The following is an 18,481-nucleotide window of genomic DNA, read 5'->3' as shown; positions in this document are numbered from 1 at the left end:
ACGTGTCCGAACCGACCAGACGGGTTCTGCTGGGAGCCGCCGGTGCCCTGGGCATCGCGGCCCTCGGCGACCACGCACCGGCCGCCCGCGCCGAGACCACCGCGGCCGGCCCGCCCTTCGACCCCGCACCCGCCCGCGCGGCGCTGGAGCGCCTGCTGCCCGGCCACGCGGGCCAGTTCCGGCTCCGGCCGCTGTCCGGCGGCCGGGAGCGCTTCCGCGTCACCGGCGCCGCGGGGCGCGTCGAGGTGGCGGGCACCGGCCCGGCGGTGCTGCTCACGGGGGTCAACTGGTATCTGAAGTACGTCTGCCGCGCCCATCTCAGCTGGTCCGGGAGCCAGACGGAACTGCCCCGCCGGCTGCCCGCGCCGGACCGTCCGCTTGTCCGGTCCGCGACCGTACCGAACCGGTTCGCCCTCAACGACACGCACGACGGCTACACCGCCCCGTACGCCGACTGGCCGCGCTGGGAACGCCTGATCGACATCCTGGCGCTGCACGGCTGCAACCAGGTGCTGGTCACCCCCGGCCAGGAAGCCGTCTACCACCGGCTGCTGCTGGACTTCGGCTACAGCGACGAGGAGGCCCGCGCCTGGATCCCGGCCCCCTCCCACCAGCCGTGGTGGCTGCTGCAGAACATGAGCGGCTACGGCGGCCCCGTCAGCCCGGAACTGCTGGCGCGCCGCACCGCCCTGGGCCGCCGCATCTGCGACCGGCTGCGCGAGCTGGGCATGTCCCCGGTGCTCCCCGGCTACTTCGGCACCGTCCCCGGCGGCTTCGCCGAGCGCAACGACGGGGCGCGCACCATCCCGCAGGGCACCTGGGCCGGCCTGGAGCGCCCCGACTGGCTCGACCCGCGCACCGCCGCCTTCCGCGCCGTGGCCGCGTCCTTCTACCGCCATCAGGAGGAACTCTTCGGCGCGGCGGACCACTTCAAGATGGACCTGCTGCACGAGGGCGGCGACCCGGGGGACGTGCCCGTCCCCGAAGCGGCGCGCGCCGTCGAGACCGCGCTGCGCACCGCCCGCCCCGGCTCCATCTGGGTCATCCTCGGCTGGCAGGAGAACCCGCGCCGGGAACTGCTGGACGCCCTCGACAAGGAGCGGATGCTCGTCGTCGACGGGCTCTCCGACCTGGAACGGGTGACCGACCGTGAGGCCGACTGGGGCGGCACCCCGTACGCCTTCGGCACCATCCCCAACTTCGGCGGCCGTACCACCCTCGGGGCCAAGACCCACCGGTGGACCGAGCGGTTCACGGTCTGGCGCGACAAGCCGGGCAGCCAGCTCACCGGCACGGCCTATATGGCGGAGGCCGCCGAGCGCGACCCGGCCGCCTTCGAACTCTTCAGCGAACTCGCCTGGCGCGAGGAGCGGGTGGACCGCGCCGCCTGGTTCGCCGAGTACGCCGACATCCGCTACGGAGGCCGCGACCGCGAGGCCCGGGCCGCCCTCGCCGCGCTGCGGGAGACCGCCTACGAGATCGGCAGTCGCGACGGGCGTCCGCACGACAGCATCTTCGCCGCCCGCCCCGGCCTCACCGCACGCTCCGGCACCCACTACGCCACCCACATGCCGGCCTTCGACCCGGCCGCCTTCGACACGGCCTTCGCCGCCCTGCTCGGCGTCCGGGCCGCGTTGCGCGGCTCCGACGCCTACCGGCACGACCTCACCGACCTCGGCCGGCAGGCCCTGGCGAACCGCTCCTGGCAGCTCCTGCCGCAGCTCCGCACCGCCTACGAGCGGGGGGACCTGGAGACCTTCCGGGCCCTGTCCGCGCTGTGGCTGCGGCTGATGCGGCTCAGCGACGCCATGGCGGGCGCCCACCACCGCTTCCTGCTGGGCCCCTGGCTGGCCGACGCCCGCCGCATGGGGTCGGACGAGGCCGAGTCCGACCGGCTCGAACAGACGGCCCGCACGCTCATCACCACCTGGGCCGACCGCCCCACCGCCGACGGCGGGCGCCTGGCCAACTACGCCAACCGCGACTGGAACGGCCTCATCGGCGACTTCCACCTCCCCCAGTGGCGGAGCTACCTGGAGGAGCTGGAGAACGCCCTCGCCGAGGGCCGCGATCCCCGCGCCTTCGACTGGTACGCCGTCGAGGAGCCCTGGACCCGCGAGCGGCAGAGGTACCCGGAGCGGCCCGTCACCGACGCCTTCCGCACCGCGCGGCGCGTCCACGACGAGCTGGCCCGGGCCCCGTACCAGGGGGTCGTCACGGTCTCGGCGGACCCGGCGGCGATCCCGCCCGGCGGCGGCACCGACCTCACCGCGGCGTTCCGCAACACCAACGGCCTGGCCCCCACCGGCTCCGTCGGGTTCACCCTCACCGGCCTCACCGGCGGACCCGGGGAGACCGTCACCCTGCCGCCGGTCCCGGCAGGCGGTGAGGGCCGGGCCCGCTGGCGGGTGGCCGCCCCCGCGGGCCCGCCGGCGCGCCCCCTGGACCCGCTGCCGTACGAGATCGCGGTGCGCTACGGGCCGCGCGACGAAGCACCGGTGCGCACCGCCCACCCCGGCGTCCTGTACGTCGCGAGCCCGCCCGGGCCCGGCTGGCGGACGGCGAACGGGAACGCGGCGCTCTTCGGGCAGCTCGGCGACCGCTGGGCCATCGAGGGCGCGGGCGCCGATCTGTGGAAGGCCACGGCCGAGTTCGGCGCGCTCTACCGCCCGGGCGTCCTGGCCCCGGGCACGGCGGTGACCGTCCGCGTCGACAGCCAGGCCGTCACCGGACCGTGGGCCCGCGCGGGCCTCGTCGTCCGCAACTCCCTGGAGGAGGCGGGCTCCCCCGGTTTCCTCAATCTCTCCGTCACCCCGGCCAACGGCGTCGTCCTCTCCTACGACGCCACGGGCGACGGCACCCTCGACACCTACCGCCGCGTCACGGGTCTCACCGCCCCGGTCGTGCTGCGCCTGACCCGCACCGGCGAGGACGCGTACACCGGGGAGTGCTCGGCGGACGACGGAGCGACCTGGCGCACCGTGGCGGCCGTCCGGGTGCCGGGACCGGCCGCGGGGCCGCAGGACGCGGGGATGTTCATGAGCGCGGCCAACGGGGGTGACGGCGGGCGCGGCCTGGTGGAGTTCAGCGGCTGGCAGGTGAGCTGAGGAGCGGCCCGGCCCCGACGGGCCCGGGCGGGCCGGGAAGGACGGGGAACCCGCGGCGCTCTCCCGGCTGCCGGGAGGGCGCCGCGGCGCCGTTCTCCGGGGGCGCCGGCTCCCCCTCCGCCTCCTCGTCCGGCTCCCCGAGGTCGCTCTCCCCGAGCAGATAGGGGTACGGGCAGCTGCGGGGATCGGCGGCGATGCAGGAGTTGCACGGCCGCGACCGGTCGAGGACGCACTTCGGTACGGGCCTCATGACGGCTCCCCTCCGGCTTCCGCCCCGGCCGGGCCGTCCCCGGCCAGCCGGCGGCACACGCGTTTGAACACCAGGACCGGCACGTAGTGCCGGAGCGGCGCGGAGGCGAGGACGGCGGACTCCTCCGCCAGCACCGCGTCCAGCACCTCGGAGGGGGTGTCCGGGAAGCGCCGGGCGAGCCGGGCGCGGACGTCCTCCCGCGCCCGGTCCTCCGCTGCCGGTCCCGGCGGCATCACGGGCCGGGTGTCCCGGCAGTGGCCGCCGCCCCCGGCCGGGGGGCCGTGCGGGGCGGCCGGGGCGGCCGGTGATCCGGCCGGGAGCCACCGGAGCCCTCGCCCCGGTCCTGCGGTGCCGCGCGGCTGTCCCCTCATGCCGACATTGTATACCCCCTAGGGTATTCATTCAACCTGGCCCCGCCCCGTCCGCCTCGGCGGAAAGCGCCCCAACTCCCGCCCCTCCAGCAACATCCGCCCCACGGGTAACGCCGGAACCGGCCCTCACCTCCGCCCCGGCACGCCCCCGTGCCGCCCGTCACACCTGGCGCCGGGGACACAACACGCAGATAACCGGTCGTTAAGGTAGCCACCATGACGACCGTGGTACGCCGCCGGATGGGTGTCGAAGAGCGGCGGGAACAACTGATCGCCGTGGCGCTGGAACAGTTCAGCCGCCGCTCCCCCGACGAGGTGTCCATCGACGACATCGCGACGGCCGCGGGGATCTCGCGGCCGCTCGTCTACCACTACTTCCCGGGCAAGCACAGCCTGTACGAAGCGGCGGTCAGCCGGGCCGCGGAGGAACTGGCGAACCGTTTCACCGAGCCCCGTGAAGGCCCGCTCGGGGCACGGATGCTGCGGGTCGTGAACCGCTACTTCGACTTCGTCGACGACCACGGCCCCGGCTTCGCCGCCCTGCTGCGCGGCGGCAGCGCCGTGGGCCCCGAGCGCGCCAACGCGCTCATCGACGACGTCCGCGAGGCCGCCTACCGGCAGATCCTCCTCCACCTGGGGACCGACGAGCCAGGCCCGCGTCTCGGCCTCGTCGTCCGCTCCTGGATCGGGCTCGCCGAGACCACGGCGCTGACCTGGCTCGACGGCTGCGATGTGCCGCGTGAGGAGATGGAGTTGCAGCTCGCGCACGACTTCCTGGCGCTGGCGGCCGTCACCGCCGCGTACGACGAGGAGACCGCCGCCGTGGTGCGCGCGATCATCTCCGAACAGGCGCCGGACGGCGCCTTCGCCGCCTTTCTCGCCCGGCTCACGGAGTTCGGCCCCCGGCCCGGGGCCTGAACCGCCGTCTGAACCGCCGTCTGAACCGCCGCCGTGGGCTGCACGGCTCGTACGGCCCTCCCTCTTCCTCTTCCCCCTCACACGCGAACGGACCACCCGCGCTCGCCCCGAGGGACGTGCCCGGATGGTCCGTTCACCGCGTGGTCCGTTCACCCCGTGGTCCGGTCCGCGGAACCGGCCGCCGGATCAGTGCCGCTGGAAGACCGCCACCGTGCGGCCCGGGACCGTGAAGGCGCCCGAGTCCCGCGCGTAGGACGCCTTCTTCACCACGCCGTCCGAGCCCCCGGCCTGGACCGGGTGGAGGGCGTAGCCCTTCCCGGCCGCCGAGCCGGCCTTCTGCGTCTGCTCCCGCGGGGTGGCGTTGAAGACCACCATCAGGTCGCCGAGGGCCATGGTGATGACGCCGGGCGTCTCCCCCGCGCCGCTGAGCGGGAAGGACAGCCGCTTCTGCACCGCTTCCGCCGTGTCCAGGCCGAACACCGGCTCGGTGGTGCGGATGCGGAGCAGGTCCCGGTACGCGGCCGAGGCGCCCTCGATCTCCGTGCAGCCGGGCCGGAGCTGCGGTTCGCTCAGCAAGGGCTTGGCGAAGGGCCACTTGTCCTTGTTGTCGGCGGCCGGGGGCAGGCCGCGGCCGAAGCCGTTGCCCTTCTCGCAGTCCCAGTTCAGGACGTTGAACCAGTCGCCGCTGTCGTAGGAGTTGCGGTCCAGCGACTTGGAGCGGAGCAGGTCGCTGCCCGCCTGGGAGAGCGCCGGGCCCTGGGAGAGCGCCGCGGTGGCCATGGAGAGGACCTGCATCCGGGCCCGGTCGGCCGCCGGGATGTCCGCGGGCAGTTTGAACGCCAGCGCGTCGTACAGGGTTTCGTTGTCGTGGGCGTCGGCGTAGGCCAGGGCCTCGCCGGGGGCGGCGGCGTAGCCGGCCGGTGAGCCGTTGTAGTCCACCTCGGACCCCTTGACCTGCTTCCCGGAGGAGCCGGTGAAGGAGTAGTCGGCGAGGTTGCCGCTCAGCCCGACCTTGATGAGGTCCTGGTAGTGCAGCAGCCGTGCCCTCTGCTCCGCCTCGCTGCCGTTGGCGTCGGAGCCGTTGGGCTCGGTGAAGAGGCCGGAGCCGAAGCCCTGGACACCGGGGTCGGCGTCGAACGGGCCGCCGCCGCGCACCGCGTCGCGGGCCCGGTCGCTGAAGGTGGCGATGCCGGTGCCCGCCATGTTCTTCTGCGTGGCCTGGACGAAGCGTGCGTCGTCGGCGATCTCGCCGAAGTTCCAGCCCTCCCCGTAGAGGATGATCTCCTTGCCGTCCACGCCGTCCTTCTCCACCGTCAGGGCGTCGAGCGCCTCGCGGACGGCGAGCATGTTGGCCTTGGGGTGGTGGCCCATGAGGTCGAAGCGGAAGCCGTCGACCTTGTACTCCTTCGCCCAGGTGACGACGGAGTCCACGACGAGCTTCCCCATCATGGCGTGCTCGGGCGCGGTGTTGGCGCAGCAGGTGGAGGTGGCCACGGAGCCGTCCGCCAGCAGCCGCTGGTAGTAGCCGGGGACGATCCGGTCGAGGACGGACTTGCCGTCCTGGCCGCTCGCCACGGTGTGGTTGTAGACGACGTCCATGACGGTGCGCAGCCCGCTGCCGTTGAGGCTCTGCACCATCTTCCGGAACTCCACGGTCCGGCGGGGGCCGTCGGGGTCACTGGCGTAGCCGCCCTCGGGGACGGAGTAGTGCAGCGGGTCGTAGCCCCAGTTGTAGCCGTCCCCGGCGGCGGCCTTCCCGACGCACTCCTGCTGCTGCTCGGAGTCGGCGGGGAGGGCGGCCAGGTCGCAGTCCGGCTCGGTGCGGTCGGCCCTGCGCTCGGGGATGGTCCCGATGTCGAAGACCGGCAGCAGGTGGACGTACGAGGTGCCGGCGTCCGCCAGCTTCTCCAGGTGCTTCATGCCGTCCGCGTCGCGGTCCGTGAAGGCCAGGTACTCGCCCGGGTGTTCGTTGGTGGGGTCGGCGGCGGAGAAGTCGCGGACGTGCAGCTCCTGGATCTGTGCGTCGCGCAGCGGCACCGCCTCCGGCTTCTTCAGCGAGGCCCAGCCCTCGGGGGCCAGCTCCGGGTCGGCCAGCTCGGTGACCAGGCTTTCCTTCGAGTCGGCGGTGAGGGCGGTGGAGTAGGGGTCGGTGACCTTGTTGGTGACGAGCTTCTGGACGCTCGGCGCCCAGACGGTCACGGCGTAGCGGTACGGCTTGCCGCGCCAGTTCTTCTTCCCGGCCGCGCTCCAGACGCCGCTGGCGTCGTCACGGCGCATCGCGACCTTCTCGCCGTCCAGTTCGAGGGAGACCTCGCGGGCGGTGGGGGCCCAGACGGAGAGGGACGGGGTGCCGTCCGCGGCGAAGACCGGGCCGAGGCCGGCCTTGGTCGCCTCCGCTCCGTACAGGTCGTCGAGCACGCCCGGGATCTGGACGCCGGTGGCGGCGAGCAGCGCGCCGGAGGCCGAGCGCTGGGTGGCGATCAGCTGGCCGCGCAGGGCCTCGCGCACCCGGTCCCGGTCGCGCTCGTCCAGGCGGAAGGCCGGGTGGTCGGCGAGGTGCGGGTACTTCTTCTTCTGCGCGTCGGTCAGCGCGGAGGGGGCGAGCCGCAGCCACTGCCCCTCGTCGGAGAGGGCGCCGTCCTCGGCGGTGATGCCGCCCCGGGGGGCGTACACGAGCTGCTGGCTGGTGGCGGCGGTGGCCTTCACCTTCCAGACGACGGTGTCGCGGTCGATCCACTGCGCCTCGGCCTTGGTGAGGTCGAGGTCGGGGGCGCCGCCGGTGGCGGGGAGCAGATGACCGGGCTTGCCGGCGAGCCGCCAGACCTCGTGGCCGTGGGCGGCGAGGTCGAGGGACTGGTCGCTCGGAAGGTCCTTCTCGTCGCCCTTGTGGAGGATGTACGACAGGGAGGTCGCGCCCTCGGCGAGGGGCACCTCGAAGGTGGCGCCGAAGGCGTCCTTCCGGACCGGCTCCAGCGGCTTCGACCACTCGGTCGGCTCGGCCGCGCCGGTCCAGGTGTGCAGGCCCCAGCCGTCGTAGTCGCCGCCGGGGCGCTGGTAGTGGATGACGGCCTTGGTCGTGTCCTGCGGCGGGTAGACGCCGTCGGGGCGCTCGCCGGTGAGGCCGTCGTCGCCCTGCTCGATCCACACCTCGCCGGTCTTCGCCAGGTCGATGGTGCGTTCGGGGCCGTCGGCGGTGCCGTCCTTCTCGACGGTGAACTTCAGTTCGGCGGCGCTCTCGCCCTCGCCCAGGGTGATCCAGGCGAAGGCGCCGTACGCGTCGCGGCCGGTGAAGGCGCCGGTGCGCTCGCCGGCCCTCAGCCTCCAGCCCTCGTAGTCACCGTCGGCGCGGCGGTAGTGGACGACGGCGTAGTCCCGTTCGACGGCGGTGGGCCTGTCGGGCGCGGAGGGCTGCCCGGTGGCGGAGGAGGCGAGGGCGCTCGCGGTCCGGCCTTTGCTGTCCACCACGACGGCCTTGTAGCGCAGGGCGGTTCCGGCGGGGACGGTGTCCTCGATGTGGTGGGTGACCCGGTACGGGGCGTGGTCGGCGCTGCCGAGCACCCGCCACTTCCCGCGGCCGGTCTGGGCGGCGAACACGACCCGGTTGAGCTGTCCGCCGTCCACGTCGGCGGTGAGTTCGACGGTGCCGGTGGCGCCCTTTTCCGGGGCGGTGAGGGTCAGCGAGGGCTTGGCGGCAGGCGCGGCGAGCGGCTTCGCGGCCTTGAGGACGGTCGCCGAGAGGGCGGGGACGGTGACCTCGATCTTCTGGTCGGCGCCGCTGACCACGCGGTCCGCGTCGTCATAGCCGCCGGAGCCGCCGGAGCCGCCGGAGCCGCCGTGGAGCGTACGGAACGTCATGCGGGCGGAGCCGGTGGGGATCTCGGCGGTCTTCGCCTTGGTGGAGTTGTTGAAGGCGACGATGTACTCGGTCTTCTTCCGGGCGTCCGTCCGCGAGAAGGCATAAACCGACTTGTCGGCAAGACGCTCCGTCTGGATGCCGTCGCGCAGCGCCGGGTGCTTCTTGGTGAGCCGCGACAGGCCGGCGATCTGCCGGTAGAGCGGGTGCCGGGTGTCGTAGGCGTCCTCGGCGTGGGTGCGGCGGGTGCCGAGCTGGTCGTCGTCCAGGTAGTCGGCGGTCTTGGAGGCGAAGAGGGTCTGCCGGGCGTCCTTGTCGCCGCCCGCGCCGGTGAAGCCCTGCTCGTCGCCGTAGTAGACGACCGGGTTGCCGCGGGTCAGGAACATCAGTTCGTTGGCGAGCTTCGCCCGCCGGAGCAGTTCCCCGCCGTCCGCGTCCGGGTTGTCCTTCTTGAGGAAGCTCCCGATGCGGCCCATGTCGTGGTTGCCGAGGAAGGTGACCTGGGAGTAGGCGTTGGCGCCGTCGGTGGTGTAGCGGTAGTCCTGCGCGAGGACGTCCGACAGCCCGGACGCCTCGGCGCCCTGGGAGGCGTAGGAGCGCGCCGCCTCCTGGAAGGGGAAGTCGAGGGTGGAGTCCAGGCGCCCGCGGGTGACGTAGGGGGAGGTGACGGCCGGGTCGGCGGAGTAGACCTCGCCGAACATGAAGAAGTCGTCCCGGCCGCGCTTCGCCGCGTAGGCGTCGAGGGCGGTGGCCCACTGCGTCCAGAAGTCCAGGTCCACGTGTTTGACGGTGTCCACCCGGAAGCCGTCGATGCCGAAGTCCTTCACCCAGCGCTGGTAGATCTTCTCCATCCCCCGCACGACCTCGGGGCGCTCGGTCCACAGGTCGTCCAGGCCGAAGAAGTCGCCGTACTCACCGGACTCGCCCGCGAAGGTGGAGTCGCCCCGGTTGTGGTACATCGCCGGGTCGTTGAGCCAGGCCGGGACCTTCTTCTCCCCCTTCGCCACGGGCGTGTAGGGGAAGGCGTCCAGGTCCACGCCCTTGCGCGGCATGCCGTCGCGGTCGTCGAACGGGCGGCCGTCCTTGTCGAGATACGGGAAGGCGCCCTTGGGCTTGTAGCCGTACTCCTTCTCCGCGTAGTCGACGGTGTCGGCGGTGTGGTTGGTGATGACGTCGAAGTAGACCTTCATGCCCTTGGCATGGGCCTTGTCGATCAGCTTCGTGAGCTCGGCGTTCGTCCCGAAGTGCGGGTCGACCCGGGTGAAGTCGGTGATCCAGTAACCGTGGTAGCCGGCCGACGCGTTCTCGCCCTCCCCCTGCACCGGCCGGTTCTTGAAGATCGGCGCCAGCCAGATGGCGGTGGTGCCGAGGCCCTTGATGTAGTCCAGCTTGCGGGTCAGGCCCTTGAGGTCGCCGCCCTGGTAGAAGCCCTTGTCGGACGGGTCGAAGCCGGTGTCGAGGCGGCCGCCGGACAGCCCGCCCCTGTCGTTGGCGCGGCTGCCGTTGGCGAACCGGTCCGGCAGGACGAAGTAGAACTGCTCGCGCGACTGGTCGTGGCGCGCGGGCTGCGCCGCCAGCGACCGGTCCGACGGCGGTTTCGGGGGCGGCGGTGCCGCGGACGCGGGCTGCGCCGCGGGCAGGACGGCCGCGAAGAGCGCCGCGGCGAGGGCCGCGGCGGTCGCGGGGACCGCCGAGGCCGCTCTGCGGCGCGGGTGACCGGTCACGGGTGACATCTCCTCAAGGGCTGGTGGAACGGGGTGCACGCCGGGGTGGCGCGGAGGCGGGCCCGCAGGGGGACGGACGCGGAAACTCGGTGAGCGGGGAGGGCGGAGGACGGAGTACGGGGACGGCGGAACGGGCCCGGGGCCGGGGAGCGGCCGCCCGGCCCGTCGGGGAGTACGGGCCGGACGGCCGGCGCCCGGGGCGGTGGCGCCCGCCGGGAAGGGGCGCCCCCGCCCGGTGGGGACGCCCCCGCGCAGAGGGCGTCCCCGGTCCGCCGGAACGGACCGCGGACCGGTCCGGTGGACGGCCGGCGGCTTCCGGGAGCGGTCAGCAGCTCCGGGCGCCGGTGTGCAGGGCGAGCGCCGTGTGGGCGCCGAGGGTGGCGGTGAACTGGCCGGAGCCGTTGACCGTCACCGTCTTCCCGCTCTGCACATCGCAGTACGAACCGCTGGGCAGCGAGGTCTGGAAGGTCCGGCTGAGCGACCCGCCCTCGTGGTTGATGGCCACATAGGCGGCGTTGCCGCGCCCGAAGGCGATGGCGTCGTTGCCGTTGTCCCACCAGTTGGTGACGGCCGAGCTGCCCGCGGTGTTGCGGAAGGCGACCATCTTCTGGATCTCCGGCCACTTGTGCTGGCACTTCCAGCCGTCCTGCCAGCAGGCGCTGACCGTGCCGCCGCCGGGCGGGCCGGCGTCCTTGTCCGTCCACTCGTAGCCGGAGTGGACGTCGGGGGCGCCGTACGGCCAGGCGAGCATGAAGACGTTCGCCAGGGTGTAGGTGGCGCCGTCCTTGTAGCTGAGGGTGTCGCCGACGCGCTCGGTGTCGTGGTTGTCGACGAAGACGGCGGACTTGCCGCTGCTCATATAACCCCAGCCCTCGCCGTAGTTCTTGAGGTAGGCGAGGTTCTCGTTGTTGAAGACCCGCTTGAGGTCGCGGGCGTAGCGGAACTCCTGGACGTCACCGGTGCCCAGGTACTCGCTCGGGGAGACGGCCTCACCGGCCCCGTGGATCGCCTCCTGCTTCCAGTAGGCGTTCGGGTTGCTCAGCCGGGACTTGATGTTCGCCAGGTCGGCGGCCGGCATGTGCTTGGCGGCGTCGATGCGGAAGCCGTCCACGCCCAGGGAGAGCAGGTCGTTCATGTAGCCGGCGATGCGGCCGCGGACGTAGTCCTCGCCGGTGTCGAGATCCGCGAGGCCGACCAGCTCGCAGTGCTGGACGTTGTACCGGTCCCCGTAGTTGTTGATCTCGGACCGGCAGTCGTCCATGTCGGCGCCCGAATAGATGCCCGGATAGCCGTACTTGGAGTACGAGGACCCGCCGGTACCGGTGCCGGAGCCGGCCGACATGTGGTTGATGACGGTGTCGGCGACGACCTTGACGCCCGCCGCGTGACAGGTGTCGATCATGTTCTTGAAGGCGCCGCGGTTTCCGAGCCGCCCCGCGATCTTGTAGCTGACGGGCTGGTAGGAGGTCCACCACTGCCCGCCCTGGATGTGCTCCTGCGGGGGCGAGACCTGGACGTAGCCGTAGCCGGCCGGGCCGAGGGTCTGGGTGCACTCCTTGGCGACGGAGTCGAACCGCCACTCGAAGAGCACGGCGGTGACCTGCTTGTTGCCGGGGGGCGCCGCCTGGGCCGGAGTGGTGGCGGCGGGGGAGGCGAGTCCGGCGGCGGCGCCCGCCACGAGGGCGAGTGCCGCGGCCAGGGGTCGGCGTCTGCTGACGCTACGGGCCATTGCTTCCTCCTGGGTGAGGAAAGGGGTGGGGGAGCAGCCTCGTGCGGCAACGCGCCATGCCCCTAAGGCCGATGAAGGTTCTTGCTGCAAGAAACAACAAGAGGTTGGGTACCGGACGGTAGGCTCCCCGCCGTCCGAGGTCAAGACCCTGGACACAACCGCGTTACGGAGGCGAAATACCGTCGCCCCACGGCGGCTTGGACGCCTGCAAACTCTTTCGCAAACTATTGCAGCAGTGTTACGTTCAGCCCTGCCCGGCCCGGCCGGCCGGGGGATCCGCAGGGCGTGGCCGTTTCCGGGCCGCCCCGTCCGCGGACCCCACGCGCCCGTCCGGCCGGGCCGGTTCCAGGGGAACGGGAGTCCGCGTCACGGCGGGGGCGTGCGACCGCCCGGCGGCCGGCCGCCGCCCCTCCGGCATGCCCAGCGAGCAGGCGGTTTCTGGTACTTCTCTCCCGGCGGCGCGACGCTGCCCGTTGCGTTCGCCGTGCCCACGGGTGCGTGCCGGGCGGTCATCCGGTACGCCCGCCCATCCGCCGGACGGCATGATGTCCCGTTGACTTCCTCCACCCGCCTGAAGGCGGGGGATTCCTCACTTCGCAGTGAGGGCTTCCTGCTTCGCAGGCAGTTGCCCCGTCCGAGAGGACTCTCGTTGAGGTCTTACACCGCCTCCACAGGCCGAGACGGCCAGCCCGGCCGCCTTGAGGTTGCGTGCCGCGTTGATGTCGCGGTCATGGAGGGCGCCGCAGTCGCACGTCCACTCGCGGACGTTCAGCGGCAGGCTCGCCGCGACGGTACCGCACGCCCCGCACAGCTTGCTCGACGGGAACCAGCGGTCGACTACGACAAGTTCACGCCCGTACCAGGCGCACTTGTACTCCAGCATCGACCGCAACTCGGTCCACGACGCGTCCGAGATGGCGCGCGCCAGGCTGTGGTTCCTGGCCAGGTTGCGGACGGTGAGGTCCTCGATCACGACCGTTTGGTTCTCACGGACGAGCCGAGTAGTGAGTTTGTGGAGGAAGTCGCGGCGCCGGTCGGTGATCCGCGCGTGGACGCGGGCGACCTTGCGGCGGGCCTTCTCCCGGTTGTTCGAGCCCTTGGCCTTGCGGGACAGCTCTCGCTGAGCACGGGCCAGTTTGGCGCGGTCCTTCCGCTCATGCTTCGGGTTGGCGATCTTCTCCCCGGTCGAGAGCGTCACGAGCGAGGTGAGTCCGGCGTCGATACCGACCGCCGCCGTGGTGGCCGGGGCCGGGGTGATCACGTCGTCGCACAGCAGCGACACGAACCAGCGCCCGGCCGCGTCGCGGGACACCGTCACCGTGGTCGGTGCGGCGCCTTCCGGCAGCGGACGCGACCAACGGATGTCCAGCGGCGCGGCCATCTTCGCCAGCGTCAGACGGCCGTCACGCCACGTGAACCCGGAGCGGGTGTACTCCGCCGACTGCCGGGACTTCTTCCGGCTCTTGAAGCGCGGGTACTTGGCGCGCTTGGCGAAGAAGCTCCCGAACGCCGTCTGAAGATGGCGCAGTGCCTGCTGGAGCGGGACGCTGGACACCTCAGCGAGGAAGGCGAGTTCCTCGGTGCGCTTCCACTCCGTCAGCGCGGCCGAGGACTGGACGTAGGAGACGCGGCGCTGCTCCCCGTACCAGGCCCGAGTGCGCTCCTCCAGCGCCTTGTTGTACACGAGACGGACACAGCCGAACGTGCGGGACAGCTCCGCTGCCTGCTCGTCCGTGGGGTGGAAGCGGTACTTGAAAGCCCGCTTGACCTGCTGCGTCACGCCTCACATCCTATCAGCTACCGTGTCAGCGGCATGCGTTGGGCGGTCGGCGGAACGCGCCCCACCGCTGCGCGGCTCCGGGCACGGGATGCCTTTCCTCCCCCGGCTGAAGCCGGGGGTATCCACGCAAGGAGCCACCGATGACCGATCATCAGAGGACCGATCCGCCGCCGGTCGCCGACGAGCGGGCCACGCTGAGCGGATACGTGCAGTACCAGCGGGACACCCTCGCCATGAAGTGCGCGGGGCTCTCCGCCGGGCAGCTCAGGGAGCGGGCCGTACCGCCGTCCCCGATCTCCTTGCTCGGGCTCGTGCGGCACATGGCCGATGTCGAGCGCGGCTGGTTCCGTAACGTGGTGAACGGCGAGAGCGTTCCGCGGTACTGGCCCCGCGAGGACGGTACGGACGGCGCCTTCGACGTGGACACCGCCGACCCGGAGGAGGCCTTCCGCGTCTGGCGGGAGGCGTGCGCGCGGTCCCGCGCCGTCGTCGAGGCCGCCGAGTCCCTCGACGTCACGGGCCGCCGCCGCGGCGAGGACTTCTCCCTGCGCTACATCCTCGCCCACATGATCGAGGAGTACGCCCGTCACAACGGCCACGCCGACTTCCTGCGCGAGCGGATCGACGGAGCGGTCGGCGAGTGAGCGGCGAGGAGCGGCGGGTGAGCGGAGCCCGGACCGGCCCCGCCGTCAGTGCCGGTCCGGCTTGCCCGCCAGGAGATTGCCCGCCTTCGCGCTGACGCCGCCCCAGCGGGCGTCGTGCCGCCGGGCCCGCTTGGTGGCCCGGCGCCGGCGGCGCGAGCCCTCCGAGTAGAAGCGGTGGGCCCAGGGCGAGTCGGGGCGGGCCAGGCGCACGGCGGCGGTCAGCGCCACGGGCGGCAGGAAGATCCCGATCACGCCCAGCCGCATCTTCCCCTTGGCGAAGGACGTCACGACGATGAGGAAGTGCAGGGCGACGGTCAGGGCCAGAACCGCCCGGTTGTCCTGCTCCGACTCGCTGACGTCGTCCACGCCCACCGGCAGCGCGCCGAGCAGCACCATGCCGACGGCGGCCGCGGTGAGCATGACCGCCTCGACGGAGGCGCGGCCCTGCTGGGACCAGTACACGTCGCTGAGGTAGAGCATCAGCGCGAACTCGTCCATGACGAGGCCCATTCCGGCGCCGAAGACCAGCGCCATCGCCGCCGCCCCGCCGCTCTCGTCCGCGATGGCCGCCATCCCGAAGCCCCCGACGGCGGCCAGCACGATGCCGGGCACCATGTGGTGGATGTGCACCCGCCCGGTGCCGACGTTGCGGAACGGGCCGCGGCCGGCCCGGATCATCCGGGTGATGCCGCGGGTGATCAGGAAGACGGTCACGAACCCGGCCAGGCTGAGCAGCAGGGGCAGCTTGCCCGGCTCCACGATGTTGCGATACCACCAGTCCCCCATGGGGCCGCCCTGTTTCCGCTATGCCGTGATTCCGGCGGATTGTTCCGGTCGGCGCTCACGATAATCCCCGGCCGGCCCGGGCGGTGCCCGGCGCGCGGCCCGCGGGGCGACCAGCGGCGTACGACCGGCCGCCGGTTCTGTACGAGCACCCGTCCGAACCCCCCGCCCACTCCGCCAGTTGGGCCCGGTGACCGGACCACCGGTTCGCAGGCAACCCGGCAGATCCGACCTGGCACAAGAGCAGTTACGGCGGGCCCGAGGGTGGAAAGTGCGTCGAGATGGCGCCATTCCGGCATCCGTTCACGTACTCGACTCCAAGGAGCGGCGGGGTCCCGTGCTCCGGTTCTCGCCCCCGCGTGGGCGGCCTTCGTGGCGTACGCCCATGACGAGAGCTGAGCCGACCGGAGGTTGACGCCTGTGCCCGGTCGCGTGAACGGTGCCGGGGCACAGGCATGCCGGGGGCAGTCCCGGCGGGCTCAGCTCAGGGCGGCGATGACTTGGAACGAGGCGTCCTGCTTGAAGAGGTCCGAGCCGTCGGGACGGTCGAGCACCAGCCGGAAGTCGCGGTGGCGCAGGAAGCGGCCGGGGAAGTTGTACGACTCGAAGCTGGTGGCGCCGGCGACCATCCCCTCGGTGGCGCAGAAGGTGGCGTCCTGGCGGAAGAGGCCCGTGTCCTGCATGGCGGAGACCCGCACGCGGAACTTCTGCTGGCGCAGGTACGTCCCGTTGGCCGTCTTGAACGAGTAGCACTTGTCGTCGGCGAGGCCCGGCATCACGGTGAAGGTGGCGTCCTTGGCGTCGGCCGCCGCGGCCGGGCCGGAGCTGATGGGGTCGAGGAAGATCCCGCCGTTGCGCCGGCGCAGATAGCGTTTGGGGTAGTTGACGGACTGGAACGAGCGGTTCGCCGTGGCCCCCTCGGCCGGCAGCCCGCCCTTGCCGGACGCGCCCGGCGCGGGGGCGTTGGGCAGGGACGGGGTGGGCCGGGGTCTGCTCCCGGGCGGTGCCGACGCCCCCGGCGCCGCGCCGCCGCCCGCCGGGCCGTCGTCGCCGTCCGCGCCCATCATGTCCATTCCGAAGAACCAGACCGTGCCCACCAGGGAGGCGGCCAGCAGCCCGGCCAGCAGGAGGATCGGGTTCAGCGGCCAGTCGCGGAGGCGCCATCCGATACGGCGCGCCCGGCGGGCGGGCCGGGTGCCGGTGCCGTCGTCCTCCGGCAGCGAGAGGCCGTACTCCGACAGGTTCGGCGGCGGTCCGCCGGCCCTGCCGCCGCCCTCTTTCCGGCGGCGTCTGCCGCGGGGCGCGGGGGGCGGGGGCGGCGGGGGCATCAGGGGTCCGGAGCCGTAGAAGGACCCGGCCGGGGCGGCTCCCACCAGGTCGTCGGCGCCGGGCGCGGCGGCCGGCTCCCCGCCGGCCGGGAACGCGCCGGTGTAGCCGCCGGTGGGCCACTCCGCGCCGTCCTCCCAGTAGGGGGGCGACCATACGGCCGGGTCCGGCCCCGGGCCGTCGTCGCGTGGCGTGTCGGCTGTCATCTCGGGTCCTCCCAAGACCTTCTCTGACCAACGCACAGCCCTTGGGGCGGCAGCCTCCGAACCGGTGGCGGAGCCCCCGGAGGCGCGGGCGAACCCGCGTCACAGTAGCCCAAACGACCTTCGCCGCAACACACTTCGCCTCCTATAACCGCAGTAAGCAGCGATGACGGGCCGGGGCGGCGGTCCGGCGGCCGCCCCGGCCCGGACCGAAGGCGCTCAGCCCAGGGGCGAGGTCAGCTGGAAGGAGATGTCGGCCCGGTAGAGCTCCGAGCGTTCCCACGGATCCAGCCGGAGCTCGAAGTTCCGGTGGCGCAGAAAGCGCCCTGGGTGGTTGAACGCCTCGAAGGAGACCGATCCCCGCCCGGCCGCGCCCTGGCGCATGCAGAAGGTCGCGTCCTCGCGGAACAGCCGGGAACCGTCGTTGCCCGCCACGACGGCGCGGAAGTCGCGGTGCCGGAGGTAGCGGCCGTCGAGCGTCCGGAAGGAGCGGCAGCGCCCGTCGGCGAGCCCCGGCACCAGGGCGAAGGTGGCGTCCCGGGCCGCGCCGGGGGAACCGATGGGGTCGAGGAGGACCCGGCCGTCCCGGTGACGCACGTACCGGTCCGGGTAGTTGACCGACCGCAGCGACCGTTCCGATCCGGTGCGGGAGGCTCCGCCGTCGCTGATCCTGCCGCTCTCCTCCTTCGCGCCGCCCTCACGGTCCCCGCCGGTGCGGGAGCCGGACGACGGGCCGGCGGTACGGGACGGGGCGGGCGCCGGGCGTGCCGCGGAGGTGCGCGACGCGCTGGGCGAGGGGGACGGGGTCTTCTCCGTCCCGGAGGGGGAGTTCGAGGGTTCCTCCCGGCCGGCGCCCGGCAGGGACGGGGTGGGGCGGGGAGCGGCGTGCCAGGACGGTGCGGCGCCGGAGTCCGCCCCCGCGTCCGCGGGACCGCCGCTGCCGCCGAACCACAGGGCCAGCGCCAGGACCGAGCCGATCACGAGACCGGACACGGCCAGCACCGGAACCGACGGCCGTGCCGGGCGCCCCGGCCGGCCGGGGCCCTGCGGGACGACGGCCGAGCGGAACACCGGATCGTCCCCGGCGGCCGGCGGCCCGGAGGGCCGGTCCCGCCGCCACGGCGGGGGTGCCATCAGCGGCCGGTCGGCGGACGCGGCGGATCCGGCGGGCCGGCCGGTGGACGCGGGGGCATCCGGGTCCCCGTCGGGGGACGCGGGGGCATCCGGGCCGCGGCCGTCGGACGCCGCGGGGTCCGGGCTCCGGCCGGTGGACGCGGCAGGGCCCGGGCTCCGGCCGGTGGACGCCGCGGGGTCGGGGTGTCGCGGGCCGGCGGCCTCCGTGGAACCGGCGGGCGGGCCGGCCGGAACGGCGGGTGGGCCGGCCGGGACACCGGGCCGTGGTTCCGGCGCGGGTGCGGTCGCGGGCGCGCCGCCGGACGGGGCGCCGTCCTCCGCGCCGTCCTCCGCGCCGTCCCCGGCCGCGTCCCCGGTGGCGTCCCCGGTGGCGTCCCCGGTGGCGGGCGGCTGCTCCCCGTCCTCCTCTTCTCCGAGGTACGGCGGTATCCGTACCTCCGGGTCCGGCCCCGGGGTGCCCGGCTCGGGTGCGCCCCGCTCCGGCTCCGTGCCGTCATGGCGTGCTTGGCGGCCGTCTGCCAACGGTGGTTCCTCTCTCGAACCCTTCCGGCGAGCGCACAGCGCGGAGCAGCCCGGAGACGGGCTGGTGGGGGGCGCGTGTGGGAGCGCGCGCCACAGTAGCCGAAACGGTGGGCGGAGCAACACAGTTCGCGGAGGGA

General features: G+C 73.2%; 10 protein-coding genes and 2 pseudogenes. 4 read left to right on the top strand and 8 right to left on the bottom strand.

The genetic code is table 11. The features are described 5' to 3' along the window. Positions 1 to 2 precede the first annotated feature (2 nt). Complete coding sequence (locus tag SXIN_RS23515) at positions 3 to 3,107, top strand: alpha-N-acetylglucosaminidase (RefSeq protein ID WP_095757484.1); 3,105 nt, start codon at positions 3 to 5, stop codon at positions 3,105 to 3,107. Here the strand turns inward: SXIN_RS23515 and SXIN_RS23510 are convergent. After that, positions 3,085 to 3,357, bottom strand: coding sequence for a hypothetical protein (locus SXIN_RS23510; protein ID WP_019706291.1), 273 nt, complete (start codon positions 3,355 to 3,357; stop codon positions 3,085 to 3,087). The genes SXIN_RS23515 and SXIN_RS23510 overlap by 23 nt on opposite strands. After that, positions 3,354 to 3,728 (bottom strand): three-helix bundle dimerization domain-containing protein, encoded by a 375-nt coding sequence (locus tag SXIN_RS31360; protein WP_157916338.1) that lies wholly within the window; start codon positions 3,726 to 3,728, stop codon positions 3,354 to 3,356. The genes SXIN_RS23510 and SXIN_RS31360 overlap by 4 nt, the downstream gene beginning before the upstream one ends. A 216-nt stretch (positions 3,729 to 3,944) precedes the next feature. Here SXIN_RS31360 and SXIN_RS23500 point away from each other — a divergent pair, with 216 nt between their 5' ends. Next, positions 3,945 to 4,646, top strand: a complete 702-nt coding sequence (locus SXIN_RS23500) for a TetR/AcrR family transcriptional regulator (protein WP_019709370.1) — start codon at positions 3,945 to 3,947, stop codon at positions 4,644 to 4,646. 186 nt (positions 4,647 to 4,832) lie between these two features. Here the strand turns inward: SXIN_RS23500 and pulA are convergent, their stop codons facing one another. The 3 genes and pseudogenes from pulA to SXIN_RS23485 all read right to left on the bottom strand — a co-directional run bounded on the left by pulA (position 4,833) and on the right by SXIN_RS23485 (position 13,732). Next, positions 4,833 to 10,232: a pullulanase-type alpha-1,6-glucosidase gene (gene pulA / locus SXIN_RS23495; RefSeq protein WP_095757482.1), complete on the bottom strand. Its 5,400-nt coding sequence runs from the start codon at positions 10,230 to 10,232 to the stop codon at positions 4,833 to 4,835. A gap of 319 nt (positions 10,233 to 10,551) precedes the next feature. Beyond that, positions 10,552 to 11,952, bottom strand: a pseudogene (locus SXIN_RS23490) (alpha-amylase); the annotation flags it as partial. 589 nt (positions 11,953 to 12,541) lie between these two features. After that, the gene (locus SXIN_RS23485; protein WP_019709367.1) at positions 12,542 to 13,732 is read right to left on the bottom strand and encodes an RNA-guided endonuclease InsQ/TnpB family protein; all 1,191 of its coding nucleotides are present in this window, start codon (positions 13,730 to 13,732) and stop codon (positions 12,542 to 12,544) included. 140 nt (positions 13,733 to 13,872) lie between these two features. Here SXIN_RS23485 and SXIN_RS23480 point away from each other — a divergent pair, with 140 nt between their 5' ends. After that, positions 13,873 to 14,376, top strand: a complete 504-nt coding sequence (locus SXIN_RS23480; RefSeq protein ID WP_019709366.1) for a DinB family protein — start codon at positions 13,873 to 13,875, stop codon at positions 14,374 to 14,376. 45 nt (positions 14,377 to 14,421) lie between these two features. On the opposite strand, the gene SXIN_RS23475 is transcribed toward SXIN_RS23480, so the two are convergent. After that, positions 14,422 to 15,162, bottom strand: a complete 741-nt coding sequence (locus tag SXIN_RS23475; RefSeq protein ID WP_019709365.1) for a hypothetical protein — start codon at positions 15,160 to 15,162, stop codon at positions 14,422 to 14,424. Positions 15,163 to 15,395: 233 nt separating this feature from the next. On the opposite strand from SXIN_RS23475, the pseudogene SXIN_RS32955 reads away from it, so the two are divergent. Continuing rightward, positions 15,396 to 15,548, top strand: a pseudogene (locus tag SXIN_RS32955) (hypothetical protein); the annotation flags it as partial. 90 nt (positions 15,549 to 15,638) lie between these two features. Here SXIN_RS32955 and SXIN_RS23465 read toward each other — a convergent pair. Together SXIN_RS23465 and SXIN_RS23460 are read right to left on the bottom strand one after the other, a co-directional pair. Beyond that, a complete protein-coding gene (locus tag SXIN_RS23465; RefSeq protein ID WP_095757480.1) occupies positions 15,639 to 16,691 on the bottom strand; it encodes an AbfB domain-containing protein in 1,053 nt (350 codons plus the stop codon). 216 nt (positions 16,692 to 16,907) lie between these two features. Then, complete coding sequence (locus SXIN_RS23460) at positions 16,908 to 18,344, bottom strand: AbfB domain-containing protein (RefSeq protein WP_095757479.1); 1,437 nt, start codon at positions 18,342 to 18,344, stop codon at positions 16,908 to 16,910. Positions 18,345 to 18,481: the final 137 nt, after the last annotated feature.

Origin of the sequence: Streptomyces xinghaiensis S187 (assembly GCF_000220705.2) — a bacterium.
Taxonomy (GTDB): Bacteria; Actinomycetota; Actinomycetes; order Streptomycetales; family Streptomycetaceae; genus Streptomyces; species Streptomyces xinghaiensis.
This window is presented reverse-complemented; position numbering and strand designations above follow the sequence as displayed.